Source organism: Flavobacterium degerlachei (genome assembly GCF_900106645.1).
Taxonomy (GTDB): domain Bacteria; phylum Bacteroidota; class Bacteroidia; order Flavobacteriales; family Flavobacteriaceae; genus Flavobacterium; species Flavobacterium degerlachei.
Window position 1 is genome coordinate 145,092 of the sequence record NZ_FNMV01000009.1, and the last position, 17,149, is coordinate 162,240.

The window sequence follows — 17,149 nt, forward strand, 5'->3', positions numbered from 1 at the left end:
ACGTGAATTTACCACAAAATTCGCAATCTTGCCAAACGGTGGTTATAGCCAGTTTTTATTCTTCCACTTTTTTAAATAAAGCTAAATGATTTAACAACGAGATGTTTTTTCCAACACCTTTAATTGTTTCAAAAATCTTTATGTCAGTTGGAATTGGTTTAAAAAATTCTACTTTATTATTTTTCAAACTTTTTATTAAAGTTGAATTTATTTTTGGTGGATATGTTATTGAAAATAAATTTAGTGATTTTATGAAATAAATTAGCCAAATTAAATCATACTGATTATCATCAATATTTTTTAATTTTTCATTTAGTAAATTCTCTAACAATGAACTTATTTTAGATATAGTTCTTACTTTAGTTTTATTAGTTTCTATTATTTTTTCAATTATTCCCAATATTTGTGGGAAAGATTTATTTCTCCTTTCTTTTAGCATTAATAATAGACTAATACTTTTTAGTAAATCTTTGTCTTTAAAGTTAAATTTTAAATCATTATTTTTTAAATACAGTTCACTCAAAAACCTATCAACAACTCCAGTTCCGGGAAACTTTTTATCAACTTTTAATGTTCCTCGAAATGAATTCTCAAAAGTTTTATAACTTATTTTTTTCTTAAACTTTAACGAGAATGGTTGGTATTCGGCTGTCCATTCTCTGAATAATCCTTCAGGTAATTCATCTATTTGTGATTTGCTTTCATTCAATGTTAAGTTGAATAAAGCCATTTGTTTCTGCAAAGTTTTGATAATAAAATTTGCTTCTTGTTTAGATTGGCATAAAAATCTGTAGTCATCTTTAAATCTGACAGCCAAATAATCGATTCCTTTTTTGTCAATAGCTTTAGAACATTCAGTATCAACAGTACTTAAGATTATTTCACCAATCAAATCCGATATTGCTGGACCAATAGCTATACCATTTGTACAACCATCGTTTGCAGATTGAATTAAGCGGTCAAGCTTAAGTCCAAGAAAGTTTGTATAATCACTTCGATTTCCTTTTTTACGAATTATTTCTTTTGTGTGTATTGCCCAAGCAATACTATGAGTATAAATAGAAGGATAAAAGTTTTTAATATCTGTTTTTAGGACATATTTGTAATTGTAGGCTTCTGTGACTAAATCATTTTCTGCCATTTCCAAAAATTCATAAATCATTCTTCCAGCTCTTAAATCACCAAGAATGCCTTCGGAATTTTTTGTGATTGGAATAGGAAAACTATATGAATAAATTTTATTGTTTCTTTGAAATAGAGTTTTGATTATTAAATCCCATTCGTTAATTAAGTACCAAACGATATCGTGGTAAATTTTAGGTTCGATTATTCCAAATGTTCTGTCAGTAAGTTCAGTTTTAGGAAATGAAACATTCACTAATTCGGACTTTAATGGGTCAAATTTCGGTTGTACACCAGTTGTATCAACAGTGAAATATGGAACCGCTTTTAAATCAAATTTCTTGACTTTAAAGCTAGGAGGAACAACATATTGTTCTGGATAATATCCTTCTTCTAAAAGCCATTTACCTATTATATTAGTTGGAACTTTCTTAAGAAGTCTTTTTGTTTCTGATGTATGTTCCTTTGGTAATGACATATGTTTTTTATCGGATTTTTAAAATTGGCTATAACTTGTATATAACATCAATAAGTAACGCTTTTTTTTAAAGTTTTACCATATCTCAAGATTTTTCTACCTCATTTTACTGTATTTGTAAAGCAAGTTTGACTATAGAATTTTCTAAATCTATTTTCGGTTTGATATTACAAGATGTTCGTGATAAATTACTGCTAACTTGTATGTAAGTCTGACAGTGATCGGACTTTACTTAAAATCAAATATATTGTTTTATTCTTACAAATCATCAAATATCCTTTTTATTAGTTGCAGGCATTAGCAACAAAGAGTTTTATCAGGAATAATGATAAGATTGTTTTAGAAGCATGATATAAATTGATTCTGGTAAAGAAAGAGACGCTTCCTCGAGTGAAAAAAACGAAACTAACAAAATACCAGTGATAGGCTCCGTTTAGCCGGAGTTCGATTGTTTTTCGCTACGCACTTAACGAAGTCTAGCTGTTTTAGAAAGCTATTTTTTTTATGCTTCAATTTCATAATCAAAGCGTTTAAAAACCTCTGCGACTTCTTTTGGAAAGATGGTCTTTACATTCTGGGCTTCTTTTAACGGAACCGCTCTAAGTTCCATAATTACATTAATCACTTCTTTTTTAACGGTTTCACGTCCAAAACCTTGTAATAAATTTTGCAATTCGGCTTTTCTTTTTGGCTGTAGTAGTTTTTTGATACTCATAAGAACGTTTTGGTTTAATGGCTTTTCAAAAGTAATAAAACATCTCAGTTTTTACAATTGTAAATCTTACAAAATCCAACAGAATCCGACAGAATCCAACAAAATGCGACAGAATCCGACAGGAAGCGACAAAATCCAACAGAATCCAACAGAATCCAAAAAGCAAAACAATTGTCATACTCATCTTTGCTGCTCTATTTCATACAAAATTGTTTTGGGTTAGTTAAGCAGGGAGGAGTTTGAATGCTGTAGTAAATCAAAAATACGGCAAGCCATAAAAAACACTCCCTGAAAACTATCTTCAAACAGACAAAAGAAAAGCATGAGTACAATTGACACCTTATTATACCGTCCATTAAAATCAGGAACAGCCTTTGAAGGGCTTATTCCTGCTTATCAAGGAACGGATTTTAAGTTTGATAAGAACTCAGACAACAGTACTACATACGATACACTTCGCTTTATGGAGCAATGGTCTAATAAGTATGCTTCTCAAATGAAAAGAATAGCACCGCTCTTGAAAGGAAGAAATATTGAAGAAACGGCAAATAACATTTACCAATTTCTATACAATCACTTCCAGTACAAACTAGACGGTGAAACGCAAAACCTTTATTCTCCTAGTGCTGCATGGCACTTTAGAAAAACAGGTTTTGACTGTAAGACCTATTCAATTCTAGCCTCAACAATTTTGCAAAACTTGAACATCACTCACGCTTTTAGAATGGTGCAACAAGCAGGAATAATGCCAGGCGAATGGTCACACGTTTACGTAGTGATCCCAAATGGCAACAAAAACGCAATAATAGATGCTACAACCCACACCAACAAAGAAGTAAGTTTTACAAAAAAACACGACTACACTATGAAACACAGAGGTCTAGCAAGTCCGTATATAAACGGATTAGGGTGCGCCTGCCAAGGCAAACCACTAAATAAAACAGGACTAGGAAGTCCATCGACAATAGCAGCTACCGTTGCCAATTTTCACATGTTCCTAAATGAAATCGAAAATAAAGGAGTACCAAAAGAGGTAACAAGCCGAATGCTTGATTTAGTTAAATGGAATGTTCAAAATGGTATTGATCCTAACATACAGGAAATTGTAGAGAAAGCATATGCTGGAGCAAACAAAGGGCTCGGATATTCTCTTATAGATAATGGAACATCTTTGTTGAACAATGCTTCTATCCAAGGCGTAAATGTAGGTGGTGTAGTTACTAATGTCGCTAATGGTAATTATGTCGGAGCAGCATTAGACGTTTTAAAAGCAGTATTACCAATAGAAAAAACATTTGGAGCCGTTTTCGCAAATAGTTTCGATTTATCATGTTGGGGAGCTTCTTACAGCGAACAAAAAGCGAAGATAGATATAGAAAAAGATATGCCGTTTATTATTGAATGGTCAGGTATTTACAAGCAAGCAACCACAGCAAACTTAGATAAATTTCAAATCCTAACAGAAGCTTATTTGCTTGATGCTCAAAACGGTCAAAGAAGTAAATATGCGAGCTGCACAAGAAAAGGTCATGCTTTAAGAGATAAAGCTATCGTAGAGCTTCGTAAAAACATATACCAAGAATTTACTTCTCAAGGGTTTAAATTAGTCCCAGCTGGAAAGAAATCAGGAACATTCACAATTAATCAAGGATTGCCTGGATACAGAGTTGGACAATCTTACAGTAGTTGGACCAACCCTATGTCTTACGATAGCTTTACCGTTGTGCCACCACAACAACAAGTGGCCGTAACAGTTCCTCAGCAATCAGTTACAACTATTCCCCAGCAAGGGACAACAACAGTCTATAATAATCCAGCTGCAGCTGCAAACACAGATAGTACAGCTGGAGTACCTCCTGCTAAAAAGTCCTCGGCAACTATCCCTCTACTTATAGGAGCGGGAGCATTAGCCCTTAAATTTTTGATCTAATAATCAACCATAAAAATGAAAAACCACCATTAAAACCAAATTAAAATGTTTAAAAAACCAAATTCAAAAACAGTAACCAATGTAGCCATTCAAGGTGGTTCTATGGTTTTGGGAGCAAAAGTAGGAGACGGTCTAGCTACGTTAGCCCCTGATTCTATGAGTTCATACAAGAGAATTATTCTTGGAGTAGTAGGTATCGGACTTGCAGCTTGCATCCCAGCAACATCAACAGCAAACACCATTGCTCAAAGTGCCTCTTTAGGTATGGGAGTGAAACAGCTGTATGATGAAATTACAGATACAATTGCAAACGCAGTTCCTGTTAAAGAAGCCGTTGAAGGTGCTTCACTAACAGCTACTGACAAATTTGTCAATGCTTTAGTAGGACACAAGGAACCAATGTTAGCAAGCCTTAATGGTTCTTGGGGTAACGATCTAATTGACGAATCTATTTGGGATAGACCTCTACAACAAGCTTTATCGTCAGGATTCACAGGCGTATAATCTAAAAAGCATACAATACAATTTTTTTAAAAACCAATAATCACCATTAAACCAAATTAAAATGAATACACAATTTTTTCAAATCGTAATTGCCTTTTTAGGTGGAATTTTATCTTCATTATCAGAACAACTACGTTCAGATATCTCAGGAGGAAAAGTGATTTTAGACGACCAAGTTCTTGAAATCAAAAAAGAAATCGCTGGAGGATCAACAATCGAGCTTATCGACGCTACAACCCAAAGAATTGACGGTATATGTAGTTTTGACAAAGACCGCTTAGAAACAGGTAGAGCTTTTGTCTTTGACCAAATAGCAATTGACTATGCAACAGATGCAAATTCAGGACTAGAAGGAGCATTAGCATATAATACAGCTGCACCTAAAGAGTTACAAAACGCATTGTTTGTTTTAGTACAAGACGGTAGAGAAGTATTAAGAATGCCAGTTAAAGACTTGTCAAACATTCATACAGGACAAAAAACTTCTGACGAATACGCAGTCTTGAAATCACTTCGTTACTTGGTTGATAACCGTAAAATCGAAATGAAAATCAAGTTTGCACCAGCAGTTACTTTAGATAACACAAAAAAACACTACATACACGTACGTTTAAGCGGTTTACAAACTGCTAAAAAAGTGAGTGCATAATCACGTAACACACCATTAAACCAAACCATAACCTTAAAAAAGCCTTGTCTATCGTAGGCAAGGCTTTTTTTAAATAAAGCAATCCAAATGCAAAACAACTCAAATTCAGAATACGTAACAGCTAATATCACATTAGCTGCTAATACAACTATCGCTACAGATAAAGTATTCATCCCTGACGGAAAAATAGTTGCAATTGCTGCTATTGTTGCAGGAAACCCAGAAAATAGAATCGTTAATTTATCCATTTTAGACAATGGTAATGAAGTGATTAAACCAGCCGATATACGTTTTTCTACTAAAACATCAGGAGGTAGCTTTAGAGAATCTATGCGACCAGTAAATTTTAGCGGGGGTAGAAACTTCGAAACAAAATTAGTGACTAATGCTGCTTCAGCTACTGAAAATATCACAGTACAGGTATTGTTTTTAATTGAAAAAACGCAGTACTAATGTTTATCGAAGGACAATTAGTCAATACTGTAATTATGGATAGTCAAAATGATTTTCCACTTAAAGGTATGATAAACCCAACCTTTCAAAACTCAGGCGAAGCTTCAGTTTTGATTGACGGTAGAAAGATAGAAGCAGGAGAAAGTTATGCTATCAATGCCCCCAATGTGATTTTAACAAACAATGTTTCAATCATTTTTGAAAACGATTCCACTAAGGCTAGAATATTACACTTAGGCTACGTGCAAACATCAACCACAATCTCATCTGATCCTCTTTAAACTCAAAATCACGCAATAATTATGAGCAACATACAAAATACTATACAGTACCTTAAAGGAAATGAGAACCGCTATATTACTATTGTCAACCAAGAGAATAATGCTCAGGTAGGTAAGGCAATGATCTATTTAGCGGACATTCCTAATGAAAATTTAGAAAGCTATTTACAAAACGCCCTTGGACAAATAACCAAACCAACGCTAGTTTGGGTCGAAATGCGCACCAAAAATGGCAATAGTTCTAAAAAAGACCATACTACTAAAATTGAAGTTAGTCCGGCTAATTACGTCGAACCACAAACTCAGACAGCAGCAATTCCACAACAACAAGCTTATGCTCCTGCTCCAGCACCACAACAAAGCTATTTAGGAAATCCAAGTATGGGCTTAGGTGTTGCTGAACTGGTAGGAATGCATGTAAAAGGCGAAAAATTGGAGATTGTAAAAGAACAGTTAGTTGAACTAAAAGAAGACTACAAGCAGTTAAAGCACGATCATCGCTTATTAGAATCAAATCATAGAGATGCACTGACAAAGTTAAGCACAGCCGAAGCCCAAAAGGAAATTGCGGTGATGCTAGTAAAAAGTGAGAACAAATCGATTTTTGATAGTGAATCTTTTAAATCCTTGATGGATAAAGCACCTGAAATGTTAGGGGCTATTGCAGCTATGAAAGGCGGGGGAATGCCAATGCAAGCGGCATTAGGTAGCCCAAATATTAGTGAGACACACAGACAGTTTATAGATCATGTTGCAGAAAACCTGAATGAGGTTCAAATTAACTTCCTTGGCTCGGTTATGCACTACATGGAGAACGAAAATTTTGCAAGCGAATTAAAATTATTAATACAGAAATACGCACATGGCTAAAACAGAAATAACAGTTACTGCCAGTTCCGACATGGAGCTACTAACACGAAAAAAAGCACTAGAGGAAGTAAATAAACTCCCGACAGATCAATTACAAAGAGTATTAAAACTGGTAAAATCACCCAATGCAATTGGGTATTTATCCAGTGATATAAAATTTGCTTTACTTCAAAAATTCTTATAAAATGAAAAAAATATCAAAACTAGGAAACCCAATAAACACAGGCTCAACCATTATCGAAAAAAGTGTAGAGGTCATTCCTTTTTTGATAAAGTTTGCGGTTTTTGCAGGAGTAGGTTACTGGGCGTATTCAAGTTACACCAATCGTTTTATAAAACGAAAAGAAAATGCAATCTACCCCGACGCTAATGTATCATTTGCACAGGCACAATCAAGAGCCAATGCAATTTACAGCTCAATAGGTGTATTTTCTAATGATTTCGCCAATGTTTCGCGCCAGTTATCAGGTTTGAATTATAACGGGTTCATACGCGTTTTCAATGCGTTTGGACACAAAACAGGAACGCTATTTGGTGGCGATTTAGACTTAGAACAATGGTGTGCGAACCAGTTTACACCCTACGAAGTACAACAATTATCGTTTTTATTAGGCGGTGCATTTTTTCAATAAATCAATCAAAAAATGAAACTAACAGCACAACAAGAAGTAAACTTAAAAACTGGAGCGTACGTAGTAGCAGCAGGGCTATTAGTCTATTTTGTTTTTGTAAAAAGAAAAGACAATTCAGGCAACAGTAGTGACCCTACAGGAAATGGTGGTTCTACCCCATCCCTACCTGCTTTTAATCCAAAGATAGTAGCCGAAAACTTATATGACGCTATGAAAGATAGCGGTACTGATGAAGAATCAATTTTAGAAACCTTAAAAACAGTAACTCTATCTCAATTTGCACAAGTAATAACTGCTTTTGGCAACCGAGCTTACAACACTGTTACAGGAAATCAATATAATTTCAATCCATTTTCGAGCCTACCTAATTTACCACTTAAAACATGGTTAAAAGAAGAATTGAACACTAAGGATTACGCACTTTTAAGATCGAAATACCCTAATTACTTATAAGATGGCTTTAACAGATAAAATTACACTTAAAACCAAAGTTGTAGATGAAAACGGAAAACCGCTATATGGTGCAAACATTATTATAGATAGGAAAGCGATTGCGTCTACAAACTATGATGGTACGGTAACTATTCCAGGAATAGCCGATAGTTTTTCGGAGGTTAGAATTACTTACATCGGATATGCCGATTATGTTATTTCCGCAGTTTTTTTACCAGCCAAGGTAATATTAAAAATCAAAGCTGAAGAACTAGACGGTTTTACAATCACGATTCCTAAAAAAACGACAACAACCGAAACCAGTACTACAACCGCAGAAAAACAGCCATTCAATTGGTTGATTTGGATTTCGTTGTTAGGGCTAGGAATTCAAGTAAAAAAATACTTTGACGACAAGAACAAAGTCGTTAAAGCAAAAATTTAGTATTTGTTCATTGCGTGAAGTTACCTGAGCCAGTCAATAAGCGTTTGACTGGTTTAAGGTAATTACTAAAAAACAAAACCACCATTAAACCAACCAAACACCATGGCTAATTTTGACATATTCCTACCAAAAATACAAACTATCGAAGGTGGGTACCAAAACCTTTCAAAGGATTCTGGAAACAAAAACTCATTAGGACAATTTGTAGGTACTAATCACGGTATATCAGCCCGTTTTTATGAGGGAATTATCGGGAGACCGCCTACAATTGCTGACATGAAAGCCATTACTAAAGTAAAAGCAGCTTATTTGTTCAAGAAATACTTTTGGGACGATGTTCACGGGGACAATTTAAAGAACCAATCGGTTGCCGATATCATTGCCGATCACGCTATTAATTCAGGTGAATCACCTATCGGAACTATTGTACAACGTATACTGGTAAATGACTTTAGAAAGAACATTACAATTGATGGCGATATAGGACCTAAAACTGCAATCGCAATCAACAGCGTAAACCAACAACAACTCTTTGACAAGATCAAAAAAGCGAGAGCGAGTTATTACTATGCTTTAGGAGGGAGTTTTCTAAACGGATGGCTAGACCGATTAACACATTTTGTTTACGAAAAAAAGCTTTCGCCATCGGTACAGGTGGCTTAATAGTAGTTGGCTTCGGTTTTTTGTATTGGTATAAAAAAATTAAAAAATGAGCGGAATTAATAACATAACGATAGGAATTGTAAAACCCAGCACGTCGAGTGGCGGGAACGGCTTTCCTATTCCCTTTTTAGATTTGAAGTTAGTCGAAAAAGGCTCACAAAATGACATTCCAAATACCAACTTGAACGTGCTTCAAATCGGGGATTTTGTGCAAGGAATGAAAAACAGCAAAACAGTATGGAAATCGGCTAGGTACAACGGTGGCGACCCTTCTGACAGAAATAACTACATACCAATTGTAGAGGTAATAATGGCAGATGAATACATTGCACCCGTTCCTGAGCCAATACAGCAGCCTGATCCAACGCCTGAAGGACTATCGCCTTTAATAGAGACGTTAGGAACTTCTAAAGTAACGTCAAGCAGCTTTTCTTTAAGCGCATTGCCAGTACGAAAGGGACAAGGAGTAGGAAACATCAATTCATCTATAGAAATAGCAAAAAGTATTGATTTTTCAGATTACCTCGTAATATCGAGCAAAACACTAATGGAATTATTAGAGTTCACTGTTAACTTCAATAATTTATCGTTTAACTTCTGGGGGGGAGGGATAAAACCAAATACTAGCTACTATTACAGAGCGAGAATGACTACCAATCCAGCTTATGAAGGGCAGATCTTATGGTATGGAGAAACAAAAACAGTAACAACATTGCCTTAACCTACTACTACATGGATATTATTCAAATAATAAATAGATTAATTCTAAAAAAACCAATTGCAAACACTCCGTTTGCAGGCGTTTTAGTACACGACCCTGAAACTAAAGAGGTAGGGGTTGTTTCAAAAATGGAGTTGTTAAAGCCTTTACAGGACCAAGTTGACAAGATCAACAATCCTGATGGTTTTTTAAAAACAGGAAAAATAACAAAAGTAGGCAATACAGTTTCAATTTCGGCTTTGTCATTCGTTTGGAAGAAAAACGACATAACAGCAACTAATTACAATGATTTCTCAACTGTAATTGCTAGTGCTGTTCATGGTTTTTACCGTACCGACAGCATATATACCCAACCTGACGGTACTTTTGTTAAAATAGAGGGAGAAGAAGGAGCGGAAGTTTCTATACCACCTAGCGAAATAGCAAATGCTTTGTTAGTGACGAATATTACTGTTTTTGGATCAGTCATAGAAGAACCGACTGAGCCATTTGTAAGTGAAGTTTTTACTAAGGAAGAGAAGGAGAAGTTAGGGTCCTTTAATTCTTTTGAAGTAAAGGGTGAGTACGCTAATAACACAGTGGCATTAGCTAATGGATTAGTTGAAGGAGATGTTTATAATTTACCTATCTCGTCTGATGTTTATGTTTTAGCATTAGTTAAAGAGCCGATAATTGCAGAGAATTATATAGAATTGACGTTTCAAGATATTGATATCGCAATGAGTAGTGCAGGTATCACAGACAAGAACTCAATCATTGATTGGAATGGTTTTTCTAGAAATCAATCTCCACTATCTAATGACTTTGATTTTGATTCAGTAGAGATTAATGGCAACGTGGCAAAGCTAATTAAAATAGAACCTAATGTTAGTTTTATTACTTTGAGTGGTTTGGGATTTGAAAACATTGAAGTATCAGGCTTTCAGAGCTTAATCGGTTTAAATCTTGATAATAATCAAATAGTAACATTTGACCCTACTATTGCATTACCTAGTAGTTTACTTTACTTATTTTTTAGTAACAATCAAATAGTAACATTTGACCCTACTATTGCATTACCTAGTAGTTTAGCCAATTTAAGGCTTAATAATAATCAAATAGTAACATTTGACCCTACTATTGCATTACCTACAGGTTTAACTGATTTATACCTTCATAGCAATCAAATAGTAACATTTGACCCTACTATTGCATTACCTAGTAGTTTACTCGGTTTAGGTCTTGGTGACAATCAAATAGTAACATTTGACCCTACTATTGCATTACCTAGTAGTTTACTCGGTTTAGGTCTTGGTGGCAATCAAATAGTAACATTTGACCCTATTATTGCATTACCTACAGGTTTAGAGAGTTTAAATCTATCCGACAATCAAATAGTAACATTTGACCCTACTATTGCATTACCTACAGGTTTAACTGATTTATACCTTGATAGCAATCAAATAGTAACATTTGACACTATTATTGCATTACCTAGTAGTTTAACTGATTTAAATCTATACGACAATCAAATAGTAACATTTGACCCTACCATTGCATTACCTAGTAGTTTAACTGATTTAAGGCTTGATAATAATCAAATAGTAACATTTGACCCTACTATTGCATTACCTAGTAGTTTAACCACTTTAAGGCTTAATAATAATCAAATAGTAACATCTTCTTGGAACTCGGCAACATCTTGGATTTCAAATCTTACTAATGGTGGGGAGATATTTACACAAGGGAATATAGACTCTGCTGCAGGCACGAATACACAATCTCTGTTAGAGGCTAAAGGTTGGATTGTAGGTGTTTAATCGGGATAGGCAAAGGATCTATTTTATCCTGGACAAGCTAGCCAATCGGGAATTTACAACGCTATAGAACAAGACACTAAGAGTTCGCGGCGGTTAGCATTTGGCAAGGAAAACGAAACCATATCAAACGCCTTGGTTAAGAACCAATTACGTCGCGCGCTCACGACAACAGGAAAAGCTCTAGATTTTAAATTTATTAGAAGAAAACCATTGTATTAACGCCATAATCGAAAATAAAATAACTATGCAACCATTAAACCAACCAACCCCAAAAATCAACACCATCCTTTGGAAATTAGGATCATTTATTTACGCCTTGATCATTTTGTTAAATCAAAATTTAAGCATGTTGCATGGACTAGGATTCAAGGAAACGACTGAAAACTGGATCAAAGTAGCGGGAGCGTTCTTATACTTCCTGTTCACCTATTTCAACTTCAACCAAACCCAAAACCCTAAAAAGACCTAAGCATGAAACTTTTAACTGAAATAATTGATTTAAAAATCACCGCCTTATACTCGTTTATGATACTACTTTTTGCCGCTGACAATTTAGAATTTATTTTCAAAATAATATCAGGATTTATTTTCATAGGCTACAACCTTCATCGCTGGTATATCATGCATGACGACCATAAGAAATCTAAAAATAAAACAACATGAAAAAAGCACTAGCCTATTTCCTTTCTATCCTTATTGTATTGCTTTTTTCCTCTATCTTTTTAGTGGGTTGCAAAGCAAAACAACCCTTACAGGAATGGAAAGAAACCACTACAATAAATCACGATAGTATTAATAACGTACGTGTAATTATCCGCAGCATAGCGATTAATGACAGTTTAAAAATTGTCATCGGGAAAATAAAAACCGAAAGGAAAGAGTGTGATAGCGTTTGCCAAATTGCAATTGACCGCCTTTTATCCCAGTTGAATAGTAAAAAATCTTCGGGAAGTAATTCAGTAGAAACAAAATACGATCCCAAAGACAATAGCTTAAACATCAATACTAAAGTAGGAGAGACTAAAAGCGACATTCAAAAATTGTATTACAAAATTACAATTACAAAAACCGTTTACTCTCATAAAGACATTCCAATTGATAAACCACTCCCAAAATGGCAATTATTTTTAATGATAACAGGAGCAATTACAACAGGGTACTTATTTCTAAAAACAACGCTGTTTATTAAGAGTAAAATTCCAGTATAAAAAAAATCACACCATGAACCAAACGACCACGCAAAAAAAGAAAGAAAAAGACAATACCCTACTTTACGCTGGGGTTTTCTTATTGTTAGGATTTGGGGCTTATGCCTACAACAACTCCAACAAAAAAACAACCAGCGATTCAGCAGAAGGTAGTATTCCGAATCCTGATATAGAGCCAATCGCCACAACAAAACCTATAGCTATCTATGTAACTAAAGTTTTAAAAATGGGTAGCCAAGGACTTGAAGTAACCAAGCTTCAGGGATTGATGAAAATCACGGCTGATGGTTTCTTTGGGCCACAAACTGAAGCAATGTTATTCCGATTAAAAGGAGTTAAACAAGTAAGTTTAGATCAATATGGAAAATTACCAAATGTAAACCGCAATGTGTACCCAGCTGGAACAAAACTACAATCCCCTTTAAGTGCCGGAACGCCTATTTATGATGCAGTAACAAAGGCAGATGGCTCGTATTATTCTAACCAAATAGTCGAAAAAACAGTTGATTACGGCCAAGCTGTAGGAACTGTTAGAACTTCTAGTGAATTAGGAAACTGGTACACTATTTATTACGATACTTTTTGGGGGCAAAAAATAGGCTTCGTTAAAGCAGCCGATGTTCAATCTTATAAATAATTCACAATGGAAGGAGCAACAGTATTAAAAATATTAGGAGGTGCTGCAGTAGTATCTACCCTATTCGCTTTCAAGAAAAAAGGCGATTTCACTAAAGTCATAGAAAATATGACAATGGATTTACGTAACATTCGCAAACTACATTTGAGTGGTGCAAAACTATATGCCGTGGCTGATATAGGCTTTCACAATCCAACACAGTATGCCATGACAGTTAAAACCGCTGGATTAATCCAAGTAAAGGAAATTCGTTTATTTTACAAAGGCATTTTGTTTGGGATTGCTAAATCTAACACGACTTCATTTGAATTACCTGCAAAAAGCAACTATTTAATGACAGATATTCAAATAGAAATAGTAATTTTAAACCTTATTGATCAATACCTAAAGAACGGACTAGATAGTAATGTGGACAATTACCAAATTCACACTATAGTCGAAGCCCTTGGAAAAACTTGGGTAGTTGAGCAATAAGATTTTAAAACACCATTAAACCAAACCAAAATGTCAGTAATTAACCAGTTTAACGGGCTGGGCGGTGCTGTTGTAAGCCGTCAAGACCTCGAAGCCATTCGCACAAAAGCCATTCAGGAAGAAAACGAGGAAATCGTTTTTCGTATCACTGCGCTCCTGGACAAATTCCCAAAAATTCAAAACTTTGAACTCGAAGAACACGACTGTATGGTCGTGGAATCCGTTCCTAAAAATTTCTTATACGGTTTAGATTTTGAACCATCACAAGACGAATTACACGGTTTAGGAAAAGCTGTTTCTCCTAGCGAAGTGTACGACATGATTACCGCTAAAATCATTAAAATGATTGAAGTGGCCAATGCCAACGACTACAAACGAAAGTGGACAGCAAAGGATTACGGAACGGGTTACACTATCCCTTTTAATTTTGTTACCAAAAAAAGATATAGAGGTGTAAACGTGCTGATGCTTACCGAACTTGAACCGCTTGAAAACCCGTTTTTCTTGACTTTTAAGCAAGTAAAAGACTTAAAAGGAAAAGTAAAAAAAGGAGCGAAAGGGTTTGAAGTTGTTTATTTCACTCGAATATACAAAACCGAGGACAGACAAAAAGACGTTCGTTTTTCGTCTTACGACAAGAAAAAAGTAGAAAGTTTTGCTACGGAAAACGGAATAGAAAAAGAGTTAGGCGTTATCCCAATGCTTAAATATTATCATGTGTATAATGGAAAGGATATTGAAGGAATTAATTTTGGTTTAGACACGTTCAAAATTGGATTTATCGAAAATGAAAGTCCAGTTACCGACGTTAAAACCCTACCCATTCCCGAAGCAATTATAAAAAACTATCCAACTCCGCAACCAACTTTAAAATTTGGTGGGGATCGTGCTTTTTATTCCCCGGGCAAAGATCATGTGCAAATGCCCCATTTAGCCGATTTTGAAACCGTACAAGATTATTACAGAACCTTACTACATGAGTTCTCACATAGTACAGGCTCGAGCAAACGTTTAGCCCGTGATTTTTCGGGTAGTTTTGGTTCAAAGAAATACGCATTTGAAGAATTAGTAGCCGAATTGGGTGCCATATTTTTAAGTGCTGAAGCTGGAATAATTTGGCACAACAATAAAAATCATGCGGCTTATTTAAAAAGTTGGAATTCGGTTTTAGCTCAAATAAAAGAAGATAACAAGTTTATTATGAAAGCCAGTACAGCTGCTCAAAAAGTGGCCGATTTTGTTTTACAATTTAACGAAAAAGGAAATCCGTTATACTTTTCCGATTTAGAAAAGGAATTGAGTAAGGCAGTTGAGAAAGTTCAAAAAAAGGCCAAAGAACCGGTGAAAAAAGCGATTTCAGAACCTAAAGACACCGAAAAAGAAGCAACACCCCCTATTACTAAAGTCCGAAAAAAAAACAAAAAAATTGATCCAAAACAAATAGCATTGTTTGGAGCAAAAACAAAAAGCACACTCGAAACCGTAAAAAAAGGCGAAGAATTACAGTATTTAGAGAATAAGAATAAAATAGCTTCAATCAATAAGTTTGGCGTAGTGACATGGCATAAAAAAGGGTTAACTACAGCTACACGAAACCGCATTAGAAAAGATGCAGTAATAGTGGGATTAGCAGCTCCTTTATTTGAAGAAGCACCAAAAGAAATTCCCGCTCCTGGTACCGAACAAATATATAATCCTGCAACCGTAATCCCGATAATTGAAAATACTTCAGTAGAAAATGTTTTCACCGATAAAAATGAGGAATCGATTACGTTAGGAAGTCCCGTTGTAGAAGTACAAAGAGAAGAAAAGGTAATTTTACCTTTAAACAGAAATTCACTAGCCTATCGCAGACAAAACCGCTCTAATATTACACATGAATACTATGAGATTGAGAACCCTGATGTTTCGGAATTTTTAGGAAAAATAGAAAAAAAGAAAAAAGAAAGCGTTGCAATCACAATCGCTGGAGGTCAAGGAAGCGGTAAAACGAGTTTTGTTTTTCAGTTAATGAATGCGTTTGCAAAAAATTATAAGGTAGGTCATGCATCTATTGAAGAACATCCCGAAAGTGCATTATACGAAAACAAAGCGGAACGTTTTTGGAATGGAAATGCTAAAGCTACAATTGATAGTCCTGAGATAAATTCCATGCAAGACATTCACGATTTAATAATGCGTAATGATGTGATTGTTATAGATAGTTTTAGCAAGTTGTTGTCAATGAATAACAAAATTACTTTAGACGAAACCTTTAGAAAAAAATACGATGGCAAGTTGTTTGTTATTATTTACCAATTAACAACTGATGGTAAAATGCGAGGCGGTTCATCCAGTCAATTTGATGGCGATATCATTCTGTTTGTAGAAAAATTCGCTGATTTTGCCAACAATTACGTTTATGCCGACAAAAACCGATATCAAAACCGTTCCTTAGACGAATTGCATTACAATATTGCCAACGCAAAATTAGTGATCGATGAACCGGAAGAAGAATTAAAATTCACGGAAGAAATAGAGAGAATTTAAAAAATTAATTAATCACCATTAAACCAAAAAAATCATGGCAACAAAAAAAGTCTCAAAAAAAGAAGCAACTACAGCATGCGGAACGCATTTAAAAAAAGGGTATAAATATGTAAAAGGCGGGGGAGTTGTAAAAGTTACAGCTGCTAAAAAACCTGTCAAAAAGAAAGCCGTAAAAAAGAAATAATTCACTTATAAGTTAATTTTAAACCACTCGTAACGGAGTGGTTTTTTTGTAAAATCCACTTATAGGTTTATTTTAATCTAAAGAAGTAATTTTAATTATATTTGTAAAGCCATTAAGCTAAAAGACATGATATACGTTAACATTTATCTTGATAAAAATAGCCCGTTATACAACGAACTTTCAATAAAAAAGCTTTTGCATAATAGTAGTTTCAGCATTTTTCTAGGTCTAAAACCTAGTATTGGCGAAACATTAAGGCTTAATCATTTAAACGCATCAGATGAAAAATTAAAAAAATTTCTTTCTCACCACGCAACTCTATACTTTAAAATTGACGATATAATTCAATCATACGTTATTACACATGCTCACAACGGCATACCTGTTTTAGATTTAAAATGTACGCTTATTGAAAAGCCATTT

22 protein-coding genes are annotated in these 17,149 nt (G+C 34.7%); 20 read left to right on the forward strand and 2 right to left on the reverse strand.

Annotated features, from left to right (window positions below; all coding sequences use genetic code 11):
- Window positions 1-55: 55 nt before the first annotated feature.
- Window positions 56-1,600: an RNA-directed DNA polymerase gene (locus BLV91_RS10700; protein ID WP_091432931.1), complete on the reverse strand. Its 1,545-nt coding sequence runs from the start codon at window positions 1,598-1,600 to the stop codon at window positions 56-58.
- A gap of 502 nt (window positions 1,601-2,102) precedes the next feature.
- Window positions 2,103-2,315: a hypothetical protein gene (locus BLV91_RS10705; protein ID WP_091432933.1), complete on the reverse strand. Its 213-nt coding sequence runs from the start codon at window positions 2,313-2,315 to the stop codon at window positions 2,103-2,105.
- A gap of 322 nt (window positions 2,316-2,637) precedes the next feature.
- Between BLV91_RS10705 and BLV91_RS10710 the strand changes: the two genes are divergently transcribed.
- The 20 genes from BLV91_RS10710 (at window position 2,638) to BLV91_RS17000 (ending at window position 16,726) form a co-directional block, all read left to right on the forward strand.
- A complete protein-coding gene (locus BLV91_RS10710; RefSeq protein ID WP_091432936.1) occupies window positions 2,638-4,245 on the forward strand; it encodes a hypothetical protein in 1,608 nt (535 codons plus the stop codon).
- Between the two features lie 45 nt (window positions 4,246-4,290).
- Window positions 4,291-4,749: a hypothetical protein gene (locus tag BLV91_RS10715; RefSeq protein ID WP_091432937.1), complete on the forward strand. Its 459-nt coding sequence runs from the start codon at window positions 4,291-4,293 to the stop codon at window positions 4,747-4,749.
- Window positions 4,750-4,810: 61 nt separating this feature from the next.
- The gene (locus BLV91_RS10720) at window positions 4,811-5,398 is read left to right on the forward strand and encodes a hypothetical protein (protein ID WP_091432940.1); all 588 of its coding nucleotides are present in this window, start codon (window positions 4,811-4,813) and stop codon (window positions 5,396-5,398) included.
- Window positions 5,399-5,485: 87 nt separating this feature from the next.
- A complete protein-coding gene (locus BLV91_RS10725) occupies window positions 5,486-5,851 on the forward strand; it encodes a hypothetical protein (RefSeq protein ID WP_091432941.1) in 366 nt (121 codons plus the stop codon).
- Window positions 5,851-6,132, forward strand: coding sequence for a hypothetical protein (locus BLV91_RS10730; RefSeq protein WP_091432944.1), 282 nt, complete (start codon window positions 5,851-5,853; stop codon window positions 6,130-6,132). Before BLV91_RS10725 ends, BLV91_RS10730 begins: the two co-directional genes overlap by 1 nt.
- 21 nt (window positions 6,133-6,153) lie before the next feature.
- Window positions 6,154-7,002, forward strand: coding sequence for a hypothetical protein (locus BLV91_RS10735; RefSeq protein ID WP_091432946.1), 849 nt, complete (start codon window positions 6,154-6,156; stop codon window positions 7,000-7,002).
- Entirely contained in the window at window positions 6,995-7,186 is a 192-nt protein-coding gene (locus BLV91_RS10740; RefSeq protein WP_091432948.1) for a hypothetical protein, read from the forward strand. Before BLV91_RS10735 ends, BLV91_RS10740 begins: the two co-directional genes overlap by 8 nt.
- Before the next feature lies 1 nt (window position 7,187).
- Window positions 7,188-7,634, forward strand: a complete 447-nt coding sequence (locus tag BLV91_RS10745; protein WP_091432950.1) for a hypothetical protein — start codon at window positions 7,188-7,190, stop codon at window positions 7,632-7,634.
- A 12-nt stretch (window positions 7,635-7,646) separates the two neighbouring features.
- Window positions 7,647-8,087 carry a hypothetical protein gene (locus BLV91_RS10750; protein ID WP_091432951.1) on the forward strand — a complete coding sequence of 147 codons (441 nt, stop codon included), beginning with the start codon at window positions 7,647-7,649 and terminating at the stop codon, window positions 8,085-8,087.
- A 1-nt stretch (window position 8,088) separates the two neighbouring features.
- Window positions 8,089-8,511, forward strand: a complete 423-nt coding sequence (locus BLV91_RS10755; protein WP_091432953.1) for a carboxypeptidase-like regulatory domain-containing protein — start codon at window positions 8,089-8,091, stop codon at window positions 8,509-8,511.
- A gap of 102 nt (window positions 8,512-8,613) precedes the next feature.
- The gene (locus tag BLV91_RS10760; protein ID WP_091432955.1) at window positions 8,614-9,174 is read left to right on the forward strand and encodes a glycoside hydrolase family 108 protein; all 561 of its coding nucleotides are present in this window, start codon (window positions 8,614-8,616) and stop codon (window positions 9,172-9,174) included.
- 46 nt (window positions 9,175-9,220) lie between these two features.
- Complete coding sequence (locus BLV91_RS10765; protein WP_091432958.1) at window positions 9,221-9,895, forward strand: hypothetical protein; 675 nt, start codon at window positions 9,221-9,223, stop codon at window positions 9,893-9,895.
- Between the two features lie 11 nt (window positions 9,896-9,906).
- On the forward strand, window positions 9,907-11,694 hold the full coding sequence (locus tag BLV91_RS10770) for a leucine-rich repeat domain-containing protein (RefSeq protein WP_091432961.1): 1,788 nt from the start codon (window positions 9,907-9,909) through the stop codon (window positions 11,692-11,694).
- A 244-nt stretch (window positions 11,695-11,938) separates the two neighbouring features.
- Window positions 11,939-12,163: a hypothetical protein gene (locus tag BLV91_RS10775; RefSeq protein ID WP_091432965.1), complete on the forward strand. Its 225-nt coding sequence runs from the start codon at window positions 11,939-11,941 to the stop codon at window positions 12,161-12,163.
- Between the two features lie 2 nt (window positions 12,164-12,165).
- Complete coding sequence (locus BLV91_RS10780) at window positions 12,166-12,357, forward strand: hypothetical protein (RefSeq protein WP_091432968.1); 192 nt, start codon at window positions 12,166-12,168, stop codon at window positions 12,355-12,357.
- A complete protein-coding gene (locus tag BLV91_RS10785) occupies window positions 12,354-12,902 on the forward strand; it encodes a hypothetical protein (protein WP_091432971.1) in 549 nt (182 codons plus the stop codon). The genes BLV91_RS10780 and BLV91_RS10785 overlap by 4 nt, the downstream gene beginning before the upstream one ends.
- A 13-nt stretch (window positions 12,903-12,915) precedes the next feature.
- On the forward strand, window positions 12,916-13,539 hold the full coding sequence (locus BLV91_RS10790) for a peptidoglycan-binding domain-containing protein (protein WP_091432974.1): 624 nt from the start codon (window positions 12,916-12,918) through the stop codon (window positions 13,537-13,539).
- A 6-nt stretch (window positions 13,540-13,545) separates the two neighbouring features.
- The gene (locus tag BLV91_RS10795) at window positions 13,546-14,013 is read left to right on the forward strand and encodes a hypothetical protein (RefSeq protein WP_091432976.1); all 468 of its coding nucleotides are present in this window, start codon (window positions 13,546-13,548) and stop codon (window positions 14,011-14,013) included.
- Window positions 14,014-14,043: 30 nt separating this feature from the next.
- The gene (locus tag BLV91_RS10800) at window positions 14,044-16,542 is read left to right on the forward strand and encodes a zincin-like metallopeptidase domain-containing protein (RefSeq protein WP_091432979.1); all 2,499 of its coding nucleotides are present in this window, start codon (window positions 14,044-14,046) and stop codon (window positions 16,540-16,542) included.
- A 34-nt stretch (window positions 16,543-16,576) separates the two neighbouring features.
- A complete protein-coding gene (locus BLV91_RS17000) occupies window positions 16,577-16,726 on the forward strand; it encodes a hypothetical protein (protein ID WP_175513994.1) in 150 nt (49 codons plus the stop codon).
- The last annotated feature ends 423 nt before the right edge of the window (window positions 16,727-17,149 follow it).

Coding starts and splice junctions, on each gene's coding strand:
- BLV91_RS10740 (WP_091432948.1), top strand. CDS start 6,995: ATGGCTAAAACAGAAATAACAGTTACTGCCAGTTCCGACATGGAGCTA.
- BLV91_RS10705 (WP_091432933.1), bottom strand. CDS start 2,315: ATGAGTATCAAAAAACTACTACAGCCAAAAAGAAAAGCCGAATTGCAA.
- BLV91_RS10790 (WP_091432974.1), top strand. CDS start 12,916: ATGAACCAAACGACCACGCAAAAAAAGAAAGAAAAAGACAATACCCTA.
- BLV91_RS10730 (WP_091432944.1), top strand. CDS start 5,851: ATGTTTATCGAAGGACAATTAGTCAATACTGTAATTATGGATAGTCAA.
- BLV91_RS10770 (WP_091432961.1), top strand. CDS start 9,907: ATGGATATTATTCAAATAATAAATAGATTAATTCTAAAAAAACCAATT.
- BLV91_RS10800 (WP_091432979.1), top strand. CDS start 14,044: ATGTCAGTAATTAACCAGTTTAACGGGCTGGGCGGTGCTGTTGTAAGC.
- BLV91_RS10795 (WP_091432976.1), top strand. CDS start 13,546: ATGGAAGGAGCAACAGTATTAAAAATATTAGGAGGTGCTGCAGTAGTA.
- BLV91_RS10760 (WP_091432955.1), top strand. CDS start 8,614: ATGGCTAATTTTGACATATTCCTACCAAAAATACAAACTATCGAAGGT.
- BLV91_RS10710 (WP_091432936.1), top strand. CDS start 2,638: ATGAGTACAATTGACACCTTATTATACCGTCCATTAAAATCAGGAACA.
- BLV91_RS10765 (WP_091432958.1), top strand. CDS start 9,221: ATGAGCGGAATTAATAACATAACGATAGGAATTGTAAAACCCAGCACG.
- BLV91_RS10755 (WP_091432953.1), top strand. CDS start 8,089: ATGGCTTTAACAGATAAAATTACACTTAAAACCAAAGTTGTAGATGAA.
- BLV91_RS10725 (WP_091432941.1), top strand. CDS start 5,486: ATGCAAAACAACTCAAATTCAGAATACGTAACAGCTAATATCACATTA.
- BLV91_RS10735 (WP_091432946.1), top strand. CDS start 6,154: ATGAGCAACATACAAAATACTATACAGTACCTTAAAGGAAATGAGAAC.
- BLV91_RS10715 (WP_091432937.1), top strand. CDS start 4,291: ATGTTTAAAAAACCAAATTCAAAAACAGTAACCAATGTAGCCATTCAA.
- BLV91_RS17000 (WP_175513994.1), top strand. CDS start 16,577: ATGGCAACAAAAAAAGTCTCAAAAAAAGAAGCAACTACAGCATGCGGA.
- BLV91_RS10780 (WP_091432968.1), top strand. CDS start 12,166: ATGAAACTTTTAACTGAAATAATTGATTTAAAAATCACCGCCTTATAC.
- BLV91_RS10750 (WP_091432951.1), top strand. CDS start 7,647: ATGAAACTAACAGCACAACAAGAAGTAAACTTAAAAACTGGAGCGTAC.
- BLV91_RS10775 (WP_091432965.1), top strand. CDS start 11,939: ATGCAACCATTAAACCAACCAACCCCAAAAATCAACACCATCCTTTGG.
- BLV91_RS10745 (WP_091432950.1), top strand. CDS start 7,188: ATGAAAAAAATATCAAAACTAGGAAACCCAATAAACACAGGCTCAACC.
- BLV91_RS10720 (WP_091432940.1), top strand. CDS start 4,811: ATGAATACACAATTTTTTCAAATCGTAATTGCCTTTTTAGGTGGAATT.
- BLV91_RS10785 (WP_091432971.1), top strand. CDS start 12,354: ATGAAAAAAGCACTAGCCTATTTCCTTTCTATCCTTATTGTATTGCTT.
- BLV91_RS10700 (WP_091432931.1), bottom strand. CDS start 1,600: ATGTCATTACCAAAGGAACATACATCAGAAACAAAAAGACTTCTTAAG.